This window comes from Pseudomonas sp. PA1(2017), from assembly GCF_001945375.1.
In the GTDB taxonomy this organism is placed as follows: domain Bacteria; phylum Pseudomonadota; class Gammaproteobacteria; order Pseudomonadales; family Pseudomonadaceae; genus Aquipseudomonas.
On sequence record NZ_MSXU01000001.1, the window covers coordinates 380,947 to 400,956 of the forward strand.

Annotated in this window: 16 protein-coding genes and 1 pseudogene; 9 read left to right on the top strand and 8 right to left on the bottom strand. The window is 65.3% G+C overall.

The window, feature by feature from the left end:
* Positions 1–3 precede the first annotated feature (3 nt).
* Positions 4–2,262 (bottom strand): ATP-binding protein, encoded by a 2,259-nt coding sequence (locus BVH01_RS01715; protein ID WP_075929114.1) that lies wholly within the window; start codon positions 2,260–2,262, stop codon positions 4–6.
* Between the two features lie 293 nt (positions 2,263–2,555).
* Here BVH01_RS01715 and BVH01_RS01720 point away from each other — a divergent pair, with 293 nt between their 5' ends.
* Complete coding sequence (locus BVH01_RS01720) at positions 2,556–3,491, top strand: SdiA-regulated domain-containing protein (protein WP_075928678.1); 936 nt, start codon at positions 2,556–2,558, stop codon at positions 3,489–3,491.
* A gap of 253 nt (positions 3,492–3,744) precedes the next feature.
* On the opposite strand, the gene BVH01_RS01725 is transcribed toward BVH01_RS01720, so the two are convergent.
* The 5 genes from BVH01_RS01725 to BVH01_RS01745 all read right to left on the bottom strand — a co-directional run bounded on the left by BVH01_RS01725 (position 3,745) and on the right by BVH01_RS01745 (position 6,955).
* Positions 3,745–4,308 (bottom strand): DUF4136 domain-containing protein, encoded by a 564-nt coding sequence (locus tag BVH01_RS01725; protein WP_075928679.1) that lies wholly within the window; start codon positions 4,306–4,308, stop codon positions 3,745–3,747.
* A gap of 32 nt (positions 4,309–4,340) precedes the next feature.
* Positions 4,341–4,958, bottom strand: a complete 618-nt coding sequence (locus tag BVH01_RS01730) for a DUF4136 domain-containing protein (protein WP_075928680.1) — start codon at positions 4,956–4,958, stop codon at positions 4,341–4,343.
* Between the two features lie 25 nt (positions 4,959–4,983).
* Complete coding sequence (locus BVH01_RS01735; RefSeq protein ID WP_075928681.1) at positions 4,984–5,733, bottom strand: methyltransferase domain-containing protein; 750 nt, start codon at positions 5,731–5,733, stop codon at positions 4,984–4,986.
* Positions 5,733–6,035, bottom strand: coding sequence for a MazG-like family protein (locus BVH01_RS01740; RefSeq protein WP_075928682.1), 303 nt, complete (start codon positions 6,033–6,035; stop codon positions 5,733–5,735). Before BVH01_RS01740 ends, BVH01_RS01735 begins: the two co-directional genes overlap by 1 nt.
* A gap of 68 nt (positions 6,036–6,103) precedes the next feature.
* Positions 6,104–6,955, bottom strand: a complete 852-nt coding sequence (locus BVH01_RS01745) for a MaoC family dehydratase (RefSeq protein WP_075928683.1) — start codon at positions 6,953–6,955, stop codon at positions 6,104–6,106.
* Positions 6,956–7,232: 277 nt separating this feature from the next.
* On the opposite strand from BVH01_RS01745, the pseudogene BVH01_RS01750 reads away from it, so the two are divergent.
* A pseudogene (locus BVH01_RS01750) lies at positions 7,233–7,562 on the top strand (helix-turn-helix transcriptional regulator); the annotation flags it as partial.
* Here BVH01_RS01750 and BVH01_RS01755 read toward each other — a convergent pair.
* Positions 7,563–8,915, bottom strand: coding sequence for a 3-oxoacyl-ACP reductase (locus BVH01_RS01755; RefSeq protein ID WP_075928684.1), 1,353 nt, complete (start codon positions 8,913–8,915; stop codon positions 7,563–7,565).
* Between the two features lie 148 nt (positions 8,916–9,063).
* Here BVH01_RS01755 and BVH01_RS01760 point away from each other — a divergent pair, with 148 nt between their 5' ends.
* Positions 9,064–10,341, top strand: a complete 1,278-nt coding sequence (locus tag BVH01_RS01760; RefSeq protein ID WP_075928685.1) for an acetyl-CoA C-acetyltransferase — start codon at positions 9,064–9,066, stop codon at positions 10,339–10,341.
* Between the two features lie 94 nt (positions 10,342–10,435).
* Here BVH01_RS01760 and ada read toward each other — a convergent pair whose 3' ends face one another.
* Complete coding sequence (gene ada / locus BVH01_RS01765) at positions 10,436–11,476, bottom strand: bifunctional DNA-binding transcriptional regulator/O6-methylguanine-DNA methyltransferase Ada (protein ID WP_075928686.1); 1,041 nt, start codon at positions 11,474–11,476, stop codon at positions 10,436–10,438.
* Positions 11,477–11,648: 172 nt separating this feature from the next.
* Here ada and BVH01_RS01770 point away from each other — a divergent pair, with 172 nt between their 5' ends.
* The 6 genes from BVH01_RS01770 (at position 11,649) to BVH01_RS01800 (ending at position 19,976) form a co-directional block, all read left to right on the top strand.
* Positions 11,649–12,536, top strand: coding sequence for a PA4780 family RIO1-like protein kinase (locus BVH01_RS01770; RefSeq protein WP_075928687.1), 888 nt, complete (start codon positions 11,649–11,651; stop codon positions 12,534–12,536).
* 904 nt (positions 12,537–13,440) lie between these two features.
* Positions 13,441–15,999, top strand: a complete 2,559-nt coding sequence (gene nirB, locus BVH01_RS01780) for a nitrite reductase large subunit NirB (protein ID WP_075928689.1) — start codon at positions 13,441–13,443, stop codon at positions 15,997–15,999.
* A complete protein-coding gene (gene nirD, locus BVH01_RS01785; protein ID WP_027908788.1) occupies positions 15,999–16,379 on the top strand; it encodes a nitrite reductase small subunit NirD in 381 nt (126 codons plus the stop codon). The genes nirB and nirD overlap by 1 nt, the downstream gene beginning before the upstream one ends.
* A 58-nt stretch (positions 16,380–16,437) precedes the next feature.
* Positions 16,438–17,250: a formate/nitrite transporter family protein gene (locus BVH01_RS01790; RefSeq protein WP_075928690.1), complete on the top strand. Its 813-nt coding sequence runs from the start codon at positions 16,438–16,440 to the stop codon at positions 17,248–17,250.
* 1 nt (position 17,251) lies between these two features.
* Positions 17,252–19,003: a bifunctional protein-serine/threonine kinase/phosphatase gene (locus BVH01_RS01795; protein WP_075928691.1), complete on the top strand. Its 1,752-nt coding sequence runs from the start codon at positions 17,252–17,254 to the stop codon at positions 19,001–19,003.
* Between the two features lie 214 nt (positions 19,004–19,217).
* Positions 19,218–19,976 carry a TerC family protein gene (locus BVH01_RS01800; RefSeq protein ID WP_075929116.1) on the top strand — a complete coding sequence of 253 codons (759 nt, stop codon included), beginning with the start codon at positions 19,218–19,220 and terminating at the stop codon, positions 19,974–19,976.
* Positions 19,977–20,010 lie beyond the last annotated feature (34 nt).

Below are 20,010 nucleotides of genomic sequence, written 5' to 3' on the forward strand. Positions count from 1 at the left end.
CCGTTACGCTAGAACGGGGTGGTGGCGTTTAGGTAGCGCGAAATAAAAAGTGGCGCCTTGATCGATCTTGCCCTCGGCCCAGACTCGCCCATCGTGACGCTCGATTATACGTCGTACGCTGGCCAAGCCGATGCCGGTACCTTCGAATTCCTCCATGCGGTGCAGACGCTGGAATACGCCGAACAGTTTGTCGACGTATTCCATATTGAAGCCCACACCATTGTCGCGCACAAAGACGACCACTTCGTCGTCATGTTCCTGGGCGCCGACCACGATGATTGCCGGATCACGCTCGCGGCTGTATTTGATGGCATTGGCCAGCAGATTGCGCAGGGCAAGGTGCAGGAAAGCAGCGTCAGCGACCACCCGCGGCAGCGGCTGGATGTGCCATTCCAGGTTTCGACTCTGGTAATCGGGTTTCATTTCCTCGCGGATCGATTCGACCAGCGCCTGCAGGTTGACGTCCGTGAAGCGCAGCGCTGAGCGGCCCATCTGCGAGAAGCTCAGCAAGTTGTCCACCAGGGTGCCGGCAAAGCGCGCCGATTCGGCGATGTGCTCGAGAAAACGCACTCCGCGCTCGGACAGCTTGGCGCCTTCGAAGTCACTGAGCAGTTCGGCATAGCCGGCGATATGCCGCAGCGGCGCGCGCAGGTCGTGGGACACGCTGTAGGAGAAAGCCTCGAGTTCCTTGTTGGTTTTCTTCAGATCACTAGCTAGCTGGGCCATTTCCTCGGCCTTGCGCAGCACGATGCCGAGCACCGCGTTGCGCAGCTCCAGGGCACTTTCCGGCTCCTGGGGATGCCAGGGCGTGGAGAAACCGCTGACTTCCTCCTGCCAGCGCGCGAAGCTGTTGCGCGGACTGAGAGCACCGCTGGCGCTGACCGCCTTCTCGGGCTTGCCGGCCCATTGCACGACGCGCTTCTGCTCCGGCTTGAACCAGATCAGGTAGTGCGAGTGCAGCTCGGAGATAGCCACGGCCAGTAGGCCGCCGACGTAATTGGCCAGCTCGGGCAATTGCGGGATGTCACGACCAACGTTGTCGGTCTGGAAAAGATCCTCGCCCGGCCGGGCGCCCAGCCACTGCACCAGGGCATTGACCTGGTCGCGCGGCGGCGTCTGGCCGATCAGGTCGCAGTGCGAGGAGGATATGATCGCGGCGCCGCTGGCCTGGGTGAAGTCGAGGAAGGTATCGGGCAGCGCCAGCAGCCCTTCGCTGACGCTGTCGCGGTCGGCCATCGCTGAAAGCATCTGCACGATGTGGCGGCGCAACTGCAACAGGTGCTGGGTGCGCGCGTGGGCGATCTTCGCCTCGATCTGCAGCGACAGCATGCGGCCCAGCAGCTCGCAGGCGGTGCGTGTCTGGAAGCCGACCGAGCGGGCACTGGCGTGGTGGCAGGAAATCAGCCCCCACAGTTGGCCCTCGACCACGATGGAGATCGACATCGAGGCGATGGTCTGCATGTTGCGCATGTACTGCAGGTGCACCGGCGACACGCTGCGAAGCGTCGCGTAGCTGAGGTCCAGCGGTTTGCCGGTCAGCGGGTTGCAGGCCGGGCGCAGCGGCGAGGGCTGGTAATTGGCGTCCTCGATCACGCGGATACGGTTGGCCACGTACAACTGGCGGGCCTGGGTCGGGATGTCCGAAGCCGGGAAGCTGAGGCCCAGGTAGCTGGGGTAGCCCTCGTCGAGGTTCTCGGCGAGCACCAGGCCATTGCCTTCGGGGTCGAAGCTGTAGATTTTCACGCGGCCGAAACCGGTAACGCGCTTGACCTCGGCCACCGATAACGCGCACAGCTCGTCGATGTCCTCGGCGCCCTGCAGGTGGCCGATGAAGGTGCGCACCATCGGATACAGGGTGTTGTAGGCGGTGACCACGTTGCTGGTGGTCTCGAATTCGGCGATCAGCACCTGATCGAAGCGGTGGGCGACCATCGCCGTCATCTCGCCACGGCGGCTGCCTTTGCGAAAGCGCACGTCACCGATATGAAAGGGCGTGGTGTCGTCGTCTGATAATTGCGCCAGGCGCTCGGCTAGCACGGCGCCATCCTCGAGCAACTCGTCCAGATGACAGCCCAGCAGCTGGTCCGGCTCGAGACCCAGCCAGTCGGCAACGTTCTCGCTCACTTGCAGCACCGTCAGCGCCTGCTCGTCGAACACCATCAGGAATCCCTGAGGCTGAATGCTGCCGGGGATATGGATGGGTTCCTTGGCGCAGTTCGCGATGGCGGTACTCAAAGAGGTGCTGGTTTCACTGGCCGCCAAGATGATCTCCTTCAGTTCCAAGCCGATCGCAAGGATGGTGTCGTAGGCTGCGGGCAGCCGAGGCTGGCCGCCATCGCCTCTGCGATGCGCACTGTCTTGCGGCAGTCTGCACGGTCTTTCGGGCTGGGTAAACCATCATCGGCAGGAGCTGCCGGGCGGCAATGGCGTGCAGGTCGCGACCGGGCCGTGAGGAACTTCCCTGGCAGGTGGCTCTCTCAATGCGGTCGCGCATGCCGCGTAATTGCAACATTGCTCAGGCACGCTGCCCCGCACCTTCCACGTCGAGATTCCCCATGCTATCTGTCGCCAAGCGGGCTTTTTCCCGCCTGCCTGTTCTGCGCCCATGGATGTGGTTGCTGTTCGTCGTTCTGTTCGCCGCTGCCTATCAGGTGCGCGCGCTGCATCTGGATGATCGCCTCTATTACTGGCTGACCACGCCGGCGGTGTCGCAATGGGCGCCGGGCAGCCTGCTGGGCCGCGACTACAAGGTGCAGGTGGACGCCAAGGTAGTCGGCGGCGTGAAGAACAACCTGTCCGGCCTCAGCTACGACGAGCAGCGGGACCAGCTGTGGGCAGTGCTCAACAACCCCGAAGAACTGCTGGCCATGAGCAAGGACGGCGAGGTGTTGGCGCGCTATCCGCTGAGCGGCTTCAGTGATGTCGAGGGCGTCACCTACCTGGGCGATGGTCTGCTTTTGCTGGCCGAGGAGCGCGAGCACGGTCTGGTGGTGGTGCCGGTGCCGGAGCGTGCCGGCGCCTTGTTCCGCGAGGACTATCGGGCCCTGACCCTGGGCATTCAGCGCGACGGCAACCAGGGGTTCGAGGGGGTCGGCTACGATCGGGCGCGTGATCGGCTATTCGTCGCCAAGGAACACTCGCCGATGAAGCTTTACGAAATTCGCGGCCTGAAAAGCAGTGTGAAAGGGGATTTCGGTCTGGAGATCATCGATCACGAGGATTGGATCCGCGATTCTGTGTTCGCCACCGACCTGTCGTCGGTGCATTTCGATGAGCGTACCGGCCACCTGGCGCTGCTCAGTGACGAGTCGAAGCGGATCATGGAGCTCGATGGCGACAGCGGCAAGCTGATCGGTTTTCGCACCCTGAACAGCGACTTCGCCGGCCTTGGTAAAGCCGTTCCCCAGGGCGAGGGCATGACCTTCGACGACGACGGCAACCTGTACATCGTCAGCGAACCGAACCTGTTCTATCGTTTTGGCCGCGGTTAGAGCGGCGGGATAACCAGAGACTGTACGCGTGTAGGCCCCTGCGCCTTGCGATTGTGGCCTTGGCGCGGAATCGGCGCTGCTCTTGCCATTCGCCCCGGGTCGGGGCTCCCACACTGAATCGAGGCAGCGCCAGTGATCATGTGGGAGCGTCGACCTCGGCGCGAAGCGGTTGTGGCCTTGGCGCGGTATTGGCGTTGGCATTGCCACCCGCCCCGGTCGGAGTTTCTACCTTGGATCTAGGTATCGCCAATGCTTACCGCGGCGGATACTGGCTGAGCACCCGGCCAACGGTTTCGCGTATTTCCGCTTCCCGCTCGGTCGGATTGCCGGCGGCATTGCGCACGATCCGCTCGTCGCTGGCGCGCCACACCAGCTTGCCATCCTTGCCATCGAACAGGTCGACCTGCACGGTCGCCACCTTGTAGTCGATGGTGCGGGTTTCGTTGTAGGCCGGCCCCCCCCAATACGGGCCCCAGTAACCGCCGAAACCACCGCCGAAGCCGGTGCTGACCTGCTGCTGGCGATCATCGACGACCAGCCACACCTGAACCTTCAGATCGCCCTTGGCGCCCGCTGCCGCTGGGCGCAGGCCGCGCTGGTCGAGCTGATCGGCGACGGCGCTGCGCAGGCGCTGCTCGGTGAGGTCGCTGCGGATGCGCGGGTCGTCGGGCTTGTACTGCACCGCGGGCTCTTGCCAGCTCCAGCTACGATACGCGGCGAAATCGCGATTGGCGTCGAAGTCGCGGTTGATCTGCTGGCTCTGGCAGGCGCCGAGCAACAGCAGCACGGGAATCAGTAGCAGAGACAGACGGCGCATCGGTTTTCTCCTGAATCCATCGATGGGGTGGTTCATGCTGGCGGGTATTCGCCAAGAGCGTCACTGACGGCCTTGCGCAAGGCGTCGGCGCGCTCGGCCTGGCTGCCGCTGCTGCGCATTTCGGCCTGGCCGCTCCACACTTGCTCGCCGCTGCGGCCGTCGAAGAAATCGATGCGCACCACCACGACTTCCTCTTCATAGGTGCGGGTCAGCGGTACGCGGGCCCCCACGCCGACGCCATTGCCGTAGTAGCCACGGTTGCCGAAACTGCCATAACCGCCTCCGTAGTAGGGATCGTAGCTGTCGGCCACCTGGCGTACGCGGCGCTCCAGGCGGGTGTCGGTGCGTATCTTGAGGTCGGCGGCGGCACTGCCTTGGGCAGGGCGCAGGCCGCGTTGATCCAAGGCGTTGTTGAGGGCGTCCTGCACCAGGTCGGCGCTGGCCCAGGCGCTGCCAGCCGGGCGCTGTTGCCACGCCCAGCTGCGATAGGCTGCGTAGTCGCGCGGTGCGGCGGGGTAGGCACTGCGATCGAAATGATTGGCTGCGCCCGGTGGCGCGGGGGGCAGGGGCACCGATTCGGTGGTGTACGGATTGTGGCTCTGGCAGGCGGCCAGGGCAGTGGTGAACAGCAGCAGCGCAAAGCGTTTCATGGCGTCTCTCCTGGCAGAGCAGGGTTCAGCGTGGCCGGCAGATCCAGTGCAGGTAGCGTCCAAGACCGGCGAAGGCCGGGTGGCGACGGTGCGCCAGCTCCATTTCCAGCAGGTCGGCGAGCTGCGCCTTGGCCTGGAAATCCCGCGGCATGTAGTCGTGGAAAACCCGTACGCCGCTCCTGTGTTCGACCTGCCAATGGGTGGCAAGTTGCGATTCGAGTTCCCGCGGGTCTAGGGGGCGCTGGGGCGTCAGGCTTTGCTTTTCACCGGCGAATTCGTCCTTGCGCAGTTTGCGCAGGTGGCCCTTGAGCAGGTTGCGGTAGATCAGCGCGTCCTTGTTGTAGAACGCCAGGGACAACCAGCCATCGGCGGCGGTCAGGCCGTGCAGGGCCGGGAGGATGGCGGCCGGCTCGGCCAGCCATTCGAGCACCGCGTGGCAGATGACCAGGTCGAAGGGCGCCTCGAAACGGCCCGGCAGATCCTGCCAGGGGGCGTGTATGAACGTGGCGGCCACGCCAGCCTGGGCGAAGCGCTCACGGGCGCCAGCGAGCATGGGTTCGGCGGGCTCGGCCAGGGTGACATGATGACCGCGTTCGGCCAGCCACAGCGCCATATGGCCCAGGCCGGCACCGACATCGAGCACCCGCAGTGGGCGCTCGGGCAAGGCTTCGGCGAGGTCGGCCTGCAACACGGCGAGGCGGATCGCGCCCTTGGCGCCGCCGTAGATCTTCTCGGCGAAGCGGGTCGCCAGTTCATCGAAGTGCCGGTCGCTCATCAGGCGAACCGCCGTTCGCTATCGGCCAGCTTGGCGCGCACCACCTGCTCCATGTCCAGGCCCAGCTCGCTGCACAGGAGCAGCAGGTAGAGCACCACGTCACCGATTTCCTGGCCGGCATGCTCGAGCTTGTCTGCCTGCAGGGTGCGCGACTGGTCTTCGCTGAGCCACTGGAAGACTTCCACCAGTTCGGCCATTTCCACGCTGGCGGCCATGGCCAGGTTCTTTGGGGCATGGAACTGGCGCCAGTCGTTGCGATCACGAATGGCGTGCAGGCGGGCGGTGAGTTCGGCGATGTTCATGCGGCGTCTCGGAGGCAGAGGCCGCCTATTCTTTCATGGGCGCCGAGCGCCGTCCAAAGGCTCGCGAGCTAGATGACCTGCCAGTAGCCGGCCAAATGCGGCACATCGTCCTTGCCCTGCAGATCGAACTGGCCTTCCGCCGCCGGCAGGCTGGCACGCATGCGCAGGGTGCTCGGGAGCAAAACCGGCTTCTGGAAGCGCACTTCGACGCTGTAGCCCGAGGCTGGCAGATGGGCGTGCAACGCGGCCAGGGCGCGGGCTTTATTCCATAGGCCGTGAGCGATGGCGTGGGGGAAGCCGAACGGCTTGGCGCTCAGGGTCGATAGATGAATAGGGTTGTAGTCCCCCGAGACTCGCGCATAGCGGCGGCCGATATTCGACGGCGCCTGCCAGCTATCCAGCGCGTCCATCGGCAGGCTGGGCGGTTCGCTGCGGCCAATGGTCGGCCCGTCGAGCTTGATGCCGCGACACAGGATGCGGCTGTCACCTTCCCAGAGCAGGCCCAATTGATCCTCTAGGCGGGTGATCACGCTGAACACCGCGCCCTTGTCGTGGGGCGCCAGGTTGCTGGCTTCCACGCTCAGGGTAAAGGGGCCCAGGCCGGCCAGCTGGCGCACCACGCGGATGCGGTTTTCCAGGTGCACCAGGCCAAGCGCAGGAAAGGGGAAGTCAGGCTCGGTGAGCAGCTTCATCTGCAGGGTGAAGGCCAGTACGTGCGGATAGGTGGCGGGCAGGCGAGCATCGTCGGTGAAGCCACACAGCTGGCGATAGCGGGCCAGGTGCCCGGCGTCCACGCTCACCGGGCAACGCAGCCCGCGGTGGGGCAGGATCTTGCCGGTGACTCCGCGCCGAGTCGCGGCGCGCAGGAGCATGCCGGGCAATGCCGGCGGGGTGTGCAAATCGAGCCATTCGGTTGCCATCGTGCGCTCCGCTGCAAGGTGGTTTGTGCGTACTCTCGTCGAGATTTAGGACATTAGCCAGCGCCTATTGGTGCCAAGTGCGCAAACGATTGCCGGTTACCCGAGCATTAGTGGCGAAAGCTGCCTACGCTGGTGGGTAAATTGGCCCAGCCACTACCCATGCAAGGAATGCAGCATGCCCAACCTGGACAAGCACAGGGCCATCACGCTCCCGCCAGCCCTGATGCCGAGTTTCCTGTGCCTGCGCACCTCGCTTCCCGCGGGCGCCGGTCAAGCGCGCCCCGAGCTGGTCGGCGAGGTCAGCCGGCTGATCGACGAGTTGCTGAGCGAAGGCGCGACCCTCGAGCAGGTCGCCGCCCGTCTGGGTATGCCGGTGCGGCGGTTACGGGAACGGCTGGCCCAGGCCGATGTGCGTTTCAATGAACTGCTCAACGATTCTCGCTGCAACCTGGCCAAACGCTTGCTGATGGACACCGATGAGCGCATCGAACGGATCGCCGAGCGCACCGGCTTTTCCGAGCCCAGCACCTTCTGTCGCGCGTTCAAGCGCTGGGTCGGCGCGACGCCGGTGGAGTTCCGGCGTCGCGGTCGTGCGGCAATCTCGTGATCAGGCGCCCAGCAAGCTCTGCCCGCACACTCTCAGCACCTGCCCGCTGACCGCGCCCGAGCCGGGTTGCGCGAACCAGGCCACCGCTTCGGCGACATCCTGGGGCAGGCCACCCTGGTTCATCGAGTTCATGCGCCGGCCTGCTTCGCGAATCGTGAAGGGAATGGCGGCGGTCATGCTCGTCTCGATAAAGCCTGGCGCTACCGCATTGATGCTGATGCCGCGCTCGGCCAGGATCGGCGCCCAGCTCTGGGCCAAGCCGATCAGCCCGGCCTTGCTGGTTGCGTAGTTGGTTTGCCCGACATTGCCGGCGATGCCGCTGAGCGAGGCGATCAGCACCACGCGGCCGTCGTCGCGCAGGGTGCCGGCTTCCAGCAGTGCTGCGGTGAGCTGCTGCGGGGCACGCAGGTTGACGTCGATCACCGACTCCCACAGGCCTTCGCTCATCTTCGCCAGGGTCTTGTCGCGGGTGATGCCGGCGTTGTGCACGACGATATCGACGCCATCGGGCAACGCTTCTACCAGCTTGGCCGGTGCGTCTTCGGCGCAGATGTCCAGCGCCAGGCTGCGGCCACCCAGGCGCGCGGCGAGGGCATCGAGGGCGTCCTTGGCGGGCGGCACGTCCAGCAGCAGCACCGTGGCGCCGTCGCGGGCCAGGGTTTCGGCAATGGCGGCGCCGATGCCGCGGCTGGCGCCGGTGACCAGGGCGGTCTTGCCGGCCAGCGGGCGCGTCCAGTCGGCGACCTGCTGCGCGCAGGGCTGCAGGCGCAGCACCTGGGCCGAGATGTAGGCGCTCTTGGGCGACAGCAGAAAGCGCAGCGCGCCTTCGAGTTGGTCTTCCGCGCCGGGGTCGACATGCAGCAGTTGCACGGTGCCGCCGCGGCGGATCTCCTTGGCCAGTGAGCGGGTGAAGCCTTCCAGTGCGCGTTGCACGCTCGAGGCCTGCGGATCGGTCAGCGTCTCAGGCGCGCGACCGAGCACCACCACGTGAGGGCAGCGATCGAGATTCTTCAGTGCGGGCTGGAAGAACTGGCGCAGGGCGTCGAGATCCTCGAAGCGCTGCAGGCTGCTGGCATCGAACACCAGCCCCTTGAGTTTGGGGCCGTGTTCGGCGGTCCAGCGGGGCAGGGACTGCTCGTCACGGGGCGCGAACAGTTCGTCGGTCAGGCGCTTGGCGAAGCCCGCCACCGCGGCACTCAGGTCGCCCTCGCCACCGATCAGCAGCGCACCTTCCAATGGCCGATTGCGACCCGCCACCCAGCGCTCCAGTGGCAGTGGCGCCGGCAGCCCGAACGCACCGACCAGGCGGCGGCCGGCCGGCGTATTGGCGAAGTTGAGGTAGCGATCGGACATGGAACAGACTCCAGGGCTGAAACTCAAAGTGGTTGACCACTGTACGCGATCACTCGTTTCATGCATCGACAGCAGCCCAATGACCGGCGACCGTGTCGGTAAAACGGCACCCTAAAATGCCGCAAAATATTACTGCAAGGAGCCGCACATGAGCCTGCCGCGCCGGGTCGCCATCGTTGGTGGCAACCGTATCCCCTTCGCCCGCTCCAACAGCGTCTACGCCACCGCCAGCAACCAGGCCATGCTCACCAGCGCCCTGGAAGGCCTGGTCGAGCGTTACAACCTGCATGGCGAGCGCCTCGGCGAGGTGGTGGCCGGTGCCGTGCTCAAGCACTCGCGGGATTTCAACCTGACCCGTGAGTGCGTACTCGGCTCGCGCCTGGCGCCGGAAACCCCCGCCTACGATCTGCAGCAGGCCTGCGGCACCGGCCTGGAGGCCGCCTTGCTGGTGGCCAACAAGATCGCCCTCGGGCAGATCGAGTGCGGTATCGCTGGCGGCGTGGATACCACTTCGGATGCGCCGATTGGCGTCAACGAAGGTTTGCGCAAGATCCTGTTACAAGCCAATCGTGCCAAGAGTACCGGCGACAAGCTCAAGACCCTGCTGCAGATCCGCCCTCGGCATCTGGCGCCGTCGCTGCCGCGCAATGGTGAGCCGCGCACGGGGCTCTCCATGGGTCAGCATTGCGAGCTGATGGCGCAGCACTGGGCCATCCCCCGTGACGAGCAGGACCAGTTGGCCGTGGAAAGCCATCGCAAGCTGGCTGCCGCCTACGCCGAAGGCTGGCAGGACGATCTGATGACGCCGTTCCTGGGCCTGACCCGCGACCAGAACCTGCGTCCCGATATCGACCTGGCCAAACTGGCGACCCTCAAACCGGTATTCGAGAAAGGCCAGCGCGGCACCCTGACCGCTGCCAATTCCACGCCCCTGACCGATGGGGCTTCCCTGGTGCTGCTCGCCAGCGAGGAGTGGGCCAAGGCCCGCGACCTGCCGATTCTTGCCTACTGGCGCGACGGCGAGGCGGCTGCAGTGGATTTCGTCAAAGGCCACGAAGGGCTGCTGATGGCGCCGGTATACGCCGTACCCCGGTTGCTGGCGCGCAACGGCCTGACCCTGCAGGACTTCGACTATTACGAAATCCACGAGGCCTTCGCCGCCCAGGTGCTGTGCACGCTGAAGGCCTGGGAAGACGCCGACTACTGCCGCGAGCGCCTTGGTCTGGAGCAGCCGTTGGGCAGCATCGACCGCGCCAAACTCAACGTCAAAGGCAGCTCCCTGGCGGCAGGCCACCCGTTCGCCGCCACCGGCGGGCGTATCGTCGGCAACTTGGCCAAGCTGCTGTCGGTTGCGGGTGAGGGGCGTGGCCTGATTTCCATCTGCGCTGCGGGCGGGCAGGGCGTGACGGCGATTCTGGAGCGCTGAATCAGTCCGATCGTAGCCTGGGTCTAGCGTAGCGACACCCGAAAGCCGCTGTCCTGGGTATCGCTGCGCTCAACGCCAGGCTACGGATGCTCGGTCATTCTTCGCGGCTGAGCGTTTCGGCTTCGGCCTGCAGTAGCGCCGCTTTGCGTGCCACGCCCCAGCGATAGCCGCCCAGGCTGCCGTCGGCGGCGGTCACCCGGTGGCAGGGCACCAACAGGCCCAGCGGATTACTGGCACAGGCACGGGCGATGGCCCGTGGGTGGCTGGCGAGTTCGGCCGCCAGTTGCCCGTAGGTGCGCGTCTGGCCGACGGGAATGGCGCGCAGAGCCTGCCAGACGCGCTGTTGGAAGGCCGTGCCGCGCAGATCCAGCGGCAGCTTGGCGGCGCGTTCTGGCTCGTGCAGTTGGTGCAGTACCTCGTTTAGCCAGCCTTCCAATTGCCCGTCATCGGCCTGCAGGCTGGCCGCCGGGAAGCGCTGGCGCAGCTCGGTTTCCAGCGTATCCGTCGCATCGCCGAACAGCAGGGCGCACAGCCCGTCGGCGCTGCCGGCCAATAGCAGGTAGCCGAGCGGGCAGGGCACCACGGCCACGCGCAGCGCCTCGCCCTTCGAGCCCTGGCGCCGCCTTGCCAGAGCTACGCCGTCGGTTTGCTCATAAAGACTGCGGGTATTGCTGTAGCCGGTGGCCAGCGCCGCGTCGAGTACCGATCTGGCGCCCGGTAGGTTGGCGGCCAGGCGTTCGCGTTGGCGGGCGCTGGCCCAGGCCTTGGGCGTCAAGCCGGTGCGCGCCTTGAAGGCACGGGCCAGATGCGAGGGTGACAGGCCGATTCGTGCCGCCAGCGCGTCGAGGGTCGGTGCTTTATCGGCTTCGTCGAGCAGGTGGCAGGCTGCGGTCACCAACGCGTCGAGCTGTTCGGCGGTGCTTGCGCCCTGAGGCGTGCAACGCTTGCAGGGCCGGTATCCCGCCGCTTCGGCCTGCGCCGGGCCATCATGGAAACTGACGTTCTCGCGGCGTGGTCGACGCGCCGGGCAGCTGGGACGGCAATAGATCCCGGTCGAGCGCACGGCGAAGACGAATTGACCATCCTGCGCGGCATCGCGCTCGCACACGGCCTGCCAGCGGCGTTCTTCGCACATGTCGATCTCCTGTAACGGTATCTGGATTGTCGGTATCCGCCGGCGCGGACGCCAGTGCCAATCACGCTTTTAAACCTCAATGGTCGGCGCATTTTCCCCATGGGCTGGGCGCTGCCCAAGGATTGCCGTATAAAAGGGCCGCATAGCCCACCGAGGACCCCGATAAAAGCTGATGAAGACGCCAAAACGCATTGAGCCCCTGGTCGAGGACGGCCTGGTGGACGAGGTGATTCGCCCTTTGATGAGCGGCAAGGAAGCAGCGGTCTACGTGGTGCGTTGCGGTTCCGAGTTGCGCTGCGCCAAGGTCTACAAGGAGGCCAACAAGCGCGGGTTCCGCCAGGCCGCCGAGTATCAGGAGGGCCGCAAGGTACGCAACAGCCGCGATGCCCGGGCCATGGCCAAGGGCTCCAAGTACGGGCGCAAGAACCAGGAAGACAACTGGCAGAACGCCGAAGTCGCCGCGCTGTTTCGCCTGGCCAGTGCCGGCGTGCGGGTGCCCAAACCCTACGACTTCCTCGACGGCGTGCTGTTGATGGAGCTGGTCACCGATGGCGAGGGCGACGTGGCACCACGCCTCAATGACGTCGACCTGCACCCCGAGGACGCCCGCGAATTCCACGCCTTCATGATCGAGGAAATCGTCAAGATGCTGTGTGCCGGCCTGGTGCACGGCGATCTGTCGGAGTTCAACGTGCTGCTCGGCCCGGACGGTCCGGTGATCATCGACCTGCCCCAGGCGGTGGACGCAGCGGGCAACAACCATGCCTTCAAGATGCTCGAACGCGACGTCGGCAACATGGCGGCCTACTTCGGCCAGTTCGCCCCAGAACTCAAGTACAGCAAGTACGCCAAGGAAATGTGGGCGCTCTATGAAGAAGGCAAGCTAACGCCACAAAGCGTGCTCACCGGCGAGTTCAAGGACCCGGAAGACGAAGCCGATGTCGACGCGGTGATGCGCGAGATCAAGGCCGCCTTGGCCGATGAAGCCCGCCGCCAGGCTGCGCTCAATGCCGAGGACGAGCCCAAGGATCGCGAGCCGCCACCGCCGTGGGAGCGTTGACAGGCGACATGCTGGTACCTGGCGCCTAGCCGGCATCCTGCGGCTTTGGCTTTTAGGTGGCGGAAGCGGCCGATCGTTCACGTGGGATGGACTAGTGATTATCTGTGGGAGCGGGCCATGCCCGCGAAAAATCACGAGCATGGACTGGGCGTGCCCGCCCGCTCCCACAATGAGTCCGCCAGCATTACCGTGTTGTTCGCGCGCTCAGTTCCGCTCTGACGAGCGGGTCACTTTTGGCATTGCCCCAAAAGTAACCAAAAGGTCTAGCCCCGACATCCGGCCCCAGCTGCGCTGGGGTTCCCTCATTACATCGTCGTTCCGGGGGCCGGCCTGGAAGGGCCATCCATGGCCCATCAGGCCTCTCGCCGCATCCATGCGGCTCGTACCCCTATACAACGATTCCATTCGGCCTCCTGAAGGGGCGATTGATGTCGTCTGCTACGGCCGTGCAGGAGAAACATCAAAAAGCAAAAGCGACGAGTGGCCACTTCTGCCTTGAAGTGACCATAGGCCTGGTGAGACACCTCCAGCGCTGACCCGCCTTGCTCCCGAGGTCATGGAGAATGGCGGAGCGCAGTGAGGGGCGCTCTGCTTGCCCTGAAATGGTGAGCTTGGGCGTCGGTCGCCTCATATTGGTTCGCCTCGCCCTCCAGCCTCTCCCCTCGTCAAAGGGCTGAAAGCCCCGGCCCTATAGTCCTTGCGGACATTCGCGAAATCCTGGCACACAACCTGCTATCAAGCCTGTGCACCCATCACCATGGGGCCGGTGAGCAGGCCGTGGCCTGACGCTCACCCCCACATAATCGAATCCAAGGCAAAGACGCCTGAAGCTGACAACAGCTCCAGGCGTCTTTTTTTTTGCGTTGCAGAAAACCGTGTTAGCGCAGCAGACAGAGGGCAGGCTATGAATTCCATCGTCACATCGATCAAGCGCGAGACCCTGATCGTCATCGGCAACGGCATGGTCGGCCACCACTGTATCGAGCAGTTGATCGCCAGCGGCGCGCTGCACCGTTATCAGGTGCACGTCTACGGCGAAGAGCCGCTGCGCGCCTATGACCGTGTGCACCTGTCCGAATACTTTTCCGGCAAGGACGCCGAAGCCCTGGCCCTCGGCGAGGCCGATCTCTATGCCCGCAACGGCGTGCGCCTGCACCTCGGTGAGCCGGTGTTGGAGATCGACCGTGAGGCACGCGAGGTCGTCACCAGCCAGGGGCGTCGTGGCTACGACCGTCTGGTGCTGGCCACCGGGTCCTATCCGTTCGTGCCGCCGATCCCCGGCGCCGAAGGCAACTCGCGTCTGGTCTACCGCACCCTGATTGATCTCGACGGCATCCGCGCCGCCGCTATGGGCGCCCGCCGTGGTGTGGTGGTCGGTGGCGGCTTGCTCGGCCTGGAGGCGGCCAATGCGCTCAAGTCCCTCGGCCTGGAAGCCCACGTGGTGGAGTTCGCGCCGCGGCTGATGCCTGTACAGCTGGATGTTGACGGTGGCGACGCACTGCGGGCGCGTATCGAGGCGCTGGGCGTGGGCGTGCACCTGTCGCGGGCCACCCAGGAAATCGTCATCGGTGAGGAATACGCCTACCGCATGAATTTCAATGACGGTGAGTATCTGGAAACCGACCTGATCGTGTTCTCCGCCGGCATTCGCCCCCAGGACGCCCTGGGCCGTGCCGCCGGCCTGGACACCGCCCCCCGCGGCGGCGTGGTGGTCGACAACGACTGTCGCACCAGCGACCCGGCCATCCATGCCATCGGCGAATGCGCGTCCTGGAACGGCACGGTATTCGGCCTGGTGGCGCCCGGCTACAGCATGGCCCGCGCCGTGGCCGCGCAACTGGCCGGTGAGCCCCATGAACCGTTCACCGGCGCCGACATGTCGACCAAGCTCAAGCTGCTCGGCGTCGATGTCGGCTCCATCGGCGATGCCCACGGGGCCACGCCGGGCGCCAAGAGCTATCGCTACATCGACGAAGCCAACGCCAGCTACCGCCGTCTGGTGGTCTCGGCGGATGGTCAGCACGTCATCGGCGCCGTGCTGGTCGGCGACAACAGCTATTACGACACCCTGCTGCAGTACGCCCAGAACGGCATCAAGCTGCCGGCCGATCCGTCGAGCCTGATCCTGCCGTTGTCCGACGGTGCGCCGACCCTGGGCGCCGATGCGCTGCCGGATACCGCGACCATCTGCTCCTGCCACAACGTCAGCAAGGGCGCGGTGTGCTGCCAGGTCGACGCCGGCATCACCGACCTCGGCGAGCTCAAGGCCATCACCAAGGCCGGCAGTGGCTGCGGCGGCTGCAGCGCGCTGCTCAAGCAGGTCTTCGAGCACGAGCTGAGCGCCCGCGGCGTGGCGGTCGACAAGAGCCTGTGCGAGCACTTCGCCCACACCCGCCAGGAGCTGTATGCCATCGTCCGGGTGGAAGGCGTGCTCAGTTTCGATGAGCTGTTGGCCAAGCATGGCCGCGGCCACACCGGCTGCGACATCTGCAAGCCGGCGGTGGGTTCGATCCTCGCCTCGTGCTGGAACCAGCCGATCACCGATCCGGCGCTGATTCCGCTGCAGGACACCAACGACACCTTCATGGCCAACATGCAGAAGAACGGCACCTATTCGGTGGTGCCGCGCATTCCCGGCGGCGAGATCACCCCGGACGGCCTGCTGGCCATCGGCGCCGTGGCGAAGAAATACGACCTCTACACCAAGATCACCGGCGGCCAGCGCATCGACCTGTTCGGCGCGCAGCTGCACGAGCTGCCGGACATCTGGGGCGAATTGATCGCCGCCGGCTTCGAGACCGGCCACGCCTACGGCAAGTCGCTGCGCACCGTGAAGTCCTGCGTGGGCAGCACCTGGTGCCGCTATGGCGTGCAGGACAGCGTCGGCATGGCGCTGCGCCTGGAGGACCGCTACAAGGGCCTGCGCGCGCCGCACAAGATCAAGTTCGCGGTCAGCGGCTGCACCCGCGAGTGCGCCGAAGCGCAGAGCAAGGACATCGGCGTGATCGCCACCGACAAGGGCTGGAACCTCTACGTGTGCGGCAACGGCGGCATGCGGCCGCGGCATGCCGAGCTGTTCGCCACCGACCTGGACGACGAGGCGCTGATCCGCACCATCGACCGCGTGCTGATGTTCTACATCCGCACTGCCGACAAGCTGCAGCGCACCTCGGTATGGCGCGAGTCGCTGGAGGGCGGCCTGAATTACCTCAAGGCGGTGATCCTCGACGACAGCCTGGGCCTTGGCACCGAACTGGAGGCGCAGATGCAACTGGTGGTCGACCGCTACGAATGCGAGTGGGCGGGCGCCCTCAAGGACCCGGAGAAGCTCAAGCGCTTCCGCACCTTCGTCAACGACCGGCGCGCCGACCCGGACATCCATTTCGTCAAAGAGCGCGGTCAGCGCCGCCCCATTACCGCCAGTGAGTTACATCTGATTCCCGTTACCGAGGAGGTGCTCTGATGAGCCAGCCCAACGCCGTGCGTGCCCAATCGCTTCCCGCCACCGAATGGCAACCGCTGTGCCGCAGCGCCGACCTGGTCGCCAACTCCGGCGTGGTGGCCTGGCTCGACGGTGCGCAGATCGCCCTGTTCCATCTGCCTCACAGCGAAGTCGGCGAGCAGCTGTTCGCAGTGGAGAACCGCGACCCGAAATCCGGCGCCAACGTGATCGGCCGCGGCTTGATCGGCCAGATCAAGGGCGATCTGGTGATCGCCTCGCCGCTCTACAAGCAGCACTTTCGCCTGCGCGACGGCACTTGCCTGGAGTACCCGGAGCAGCGCCTGCGCGTATGGCCGGTGCGCCTCAATGGCGACACCGTGGAAATCGGCCTGGCGGCCTGAGCGTGTTTGGCGGCGGGCTACCCGTCGTCGTGTCTGGTTCATTTGAGAGAGCGTCAGTATGTCCTACCTGGTTCCTGCCGAATTCGTCACCAAGATGGTGGATGCCGGTGAGTCGAAAATCTTCATGTCGACCCGCGATACCCTGATCCGCGCCTTCATGGCCGGTGCCATCCTGTCCCTGGCGGCGGTATTCGCCATCGCCGTGAGCGTCGGCACCGGCTCGCCGTTACTCGGCGCCGTGCTGTTCCCGGTCGGCTTCGTGATGCTTTACCTGATGGGCTTCGACCTGCTCACCGGGGTGTTCATGCTCACCCCGCTGGCGCTGCTCGACCGTCGCCCGGGCGTCACCGTGGGCGGCATCCTGCGCAACTGGGGCCTGGTGTTTCTCGGCAACTTCGCCGGTGCCCTGACCGTGGCCTTCATGATGGCCTTCGTGTTCACCTACGGCTTTTCCAAGGATCCTGGGCTGATCGGCGAAAAGATCTCGCACATCGGCGAAGACCGCACCCTGGGCTATGCCGAATATGGCGCGGCGGGCTGGGCGACCATCTTCCTGCGTGGCGTGCTGTGCAACTGGATGGTGTCGATGGGCGTGGTCGGCGCGATGATCTCCACCACCGTCAGCGGCAAGACCATCGCCATGTGGATGCCCATCATGCTGTTCTTCTTCATGGGCTTCGAGCACTCGGTGGTGAACATGTTCCTGTTCCCCTCCGGCATCATCCTGGGCGGCGATTTCTCGGTGATGGACTACATGATCTGGAACGAGATCCCCACCGCGCTGGGCAACCTGGTCGGCGGCCTGGCCTTTACCGGCCTGACGCTCTACACCACCCACGTGAAGACCGGTGCCAAGCGCACCTACAACTGAGATGGCCGCTGCCGAGCACCTGTGGAAGGGCAGGAACAATCAGCTGCAGATCAGCGTCGGCCAGTATTCGGACAAGGGCCGCAAGCCGCGCAACCAGGATTTCCATGGCCTGTGCGTGCCCCTCGAGCCGCAACTGAGCAGCAAGGGCATCGCCATCGCCCTGGCCGACGGCATCAGCAGCAGCGACGTCAGCCATATCGCCAGTGAAACGGCGGTGGCGGCGTTTCTCTCCGACTACTTCAGCACCAGCGACGCCTGGTCGGTGAAGACCTCGGTGACCCGCGTGCTCAGCGCCACCAATGCCTGGTTGCACGCCCAGACGCGGCGCGGCCAGCACCGTTACGATATGGACCGCGGTTACGTGTGCACCTTCAGCGCCGTGGTGCTCAAGTCCACCACGGCGCACCTGTTCCACGTCGGCGATACGCGCATTTATCGCCTGCGTGGCGTCGAGCTGGAACCGCTGACCCGCGATCATCGCCTGTGGGTCGGCGAGGGCAAGAGTTACCTGAGCCGCGCCCTGGGCATCGGGCCGCAACTGGAAATCGACTACCAGGCGTTGGCCGTGGAGGCCGGTGACCTGTTTCTGCTGGCCACCGACGGCGTCTATGAATTCGCCGAGGCGCCTGCCATGCAGCGCTGCATCGGCGAGCACGCCGGCGACCTGCAACAGGCCGCCCAGGCCATCGTCGAGCAGGCCCTGGCCAATGGCAGCGACGACAATCTGACCCTGCAGCTGGTGCGCGTCGACGGCCTGCCGCGTGCAGGGGCCGACGAGTTGCAGCACAAGCTCGGCGAGCTACCGTGCCCGCCCGTGCTGGAAGCGCGCCAGTCGTTCGATGGCTACCGCATCGTCCGCCCGCTGCACGTCAGTGCCCGCAGCCACGTGTACCTGGCCACCGATGAAGGCTGCGGCGCCACCGTGGTGCTCAAGACCCCGGCGTTGGATCTGCAGCACGCTACCGGTTACCTCGAGCGCTTTCTCATGGAGGAGTGGATCGCCCGGCGCATCGATAGCCCCCATGTGCTCAAGGCTTGTGCACCGACACGCAAGCGCAACTATCTGTACGCGGTCAGCGAGTTCATCGAGGGCCAGACCCTGGCGCAATGGATGATCGACCACCCCACACCTGAGCTGGAAACCGTGCGCGGCATCGTCGAGCAGATCGCCCGCGGCCTGCGCGCCTTCCATCGCCTGGAAATGCTGCATCAGGACCTGCGCCCGGCCAACCTGATGATCGATGGCACCGGCACGGTGAAGATCATCGACTTCGGTGCCACCCGCGTGGCCGGGCTACAGGAAGTCGCCAGCCGCCAAAGCGACGAGCCGATCCTCGGCACCGCCCAATACAGCGCGCCCGAGTACTGGCTGGGCGAACCCGGTACGGTGCGCTCGGACGTATTCTCCCTGGCGGTGATCGCCTATCAGATGCTAAGTGGCCGGCTGCCCTACGGCGCCGGCATGGCGCGGGCGCGCACCCGCAGTGCCCAGGCCCGGTTACGCTACGCGCCCACCGCTCAGGGACGGGCGCTGCCGCTGTGGTTGGACGACGTGCTGCGCAAGGCTTGCCACCCGGACCCGCTGAAGCGCTACGCCGACCCCGACGAATTCGCCCATGCGCTGCGCCACCCCGGCCAGGCGTTGCTCAGCCGTGGCCGTGTGCCGCTGCTGGAGCGCAACCCGCTGCTGTTCTGGCAGCTCGGCTGCCTGGTATTGGGCTTGATGGTGGTGGTATTGCTGGCGCGCCAGTGAGGCCATGCGGAAGGGCACGGGGCGATCGCAGTGGATCGCCTTGTCGAAGCGCCGGTTCATCCGGAATTTCACTCGCCTGATTCGCCGCCAGCTCCCGATTTCAGGGCGCTTCAGGAATGTAACAGGGGTGAAATAATTTGTCGTAAATTGTCATATTCGCCGTCATGGCAAAAGCACAGAATGCGCTTTCTGTTCAGCCATAAAGTGCGTGATCGTGGACTATATCCTGCAATTGACGAGCGACCCCGCTGCCTGGATCGCCCTGGCCACTCTGGTGGTCATGGAAGTGGTACTGGGCATCGACAACCTGATTTTCATCTCCATCCTTACCAACAAGCTGCCCGAGCATCAGCGTGCCAAGGCGCGCCGCCTGGGTATCGGCGCGGCGCTGATCCTGCGCCTGGCGCTGCTAGGCACCGTGGCGTGGATCGTCAAGCTGGTCGACCCGGTGATCGAGCTGTTTGGCCAGGCGTTCTCCTGGAAGGACATCATCCTGATCGCTGGCGGTCTGTTCCTGCTGTGGAAGGCCACCAAGGAAATCCACCACGCCGTCGACCCCGAGCCCGAGGGCGACATGTTCGTCGGTCGCGCCGCCACTGTCGGTTTCGGCGCGGTGATCGTGCAGATCCTGCTGCTCGACCTGGTGTTTTCGGTGGACAGCATCATCACCGCGGTGGGCATGACGCCCCACGTACCGATCATGGTCGTCGCCGTGGTCGCTGCCGTGACCGTGATGCTGCTGGCGGCCGACCCACTGGCGCGCTTCATCAACAACAACCCGACCGTGGTGATGCTGGCGCTGGGCTTTTTGATCATGATCGGCATGACGCTGATCGCCGAAGGCTTCGGTGCCCATGTGCCGAAGGGTTACCTGTACGCGGCGATGGCGTTCTCGGCGGTCATCGAGGGCCTGAACATGCTGTCCCGTCGGGCCAAGCGCAAGGCCAGCGCTCAGGCCAACAAAGCCTCCTGAGCCGCTTGTACGCCCACCTGCCATGCAGGTGGGC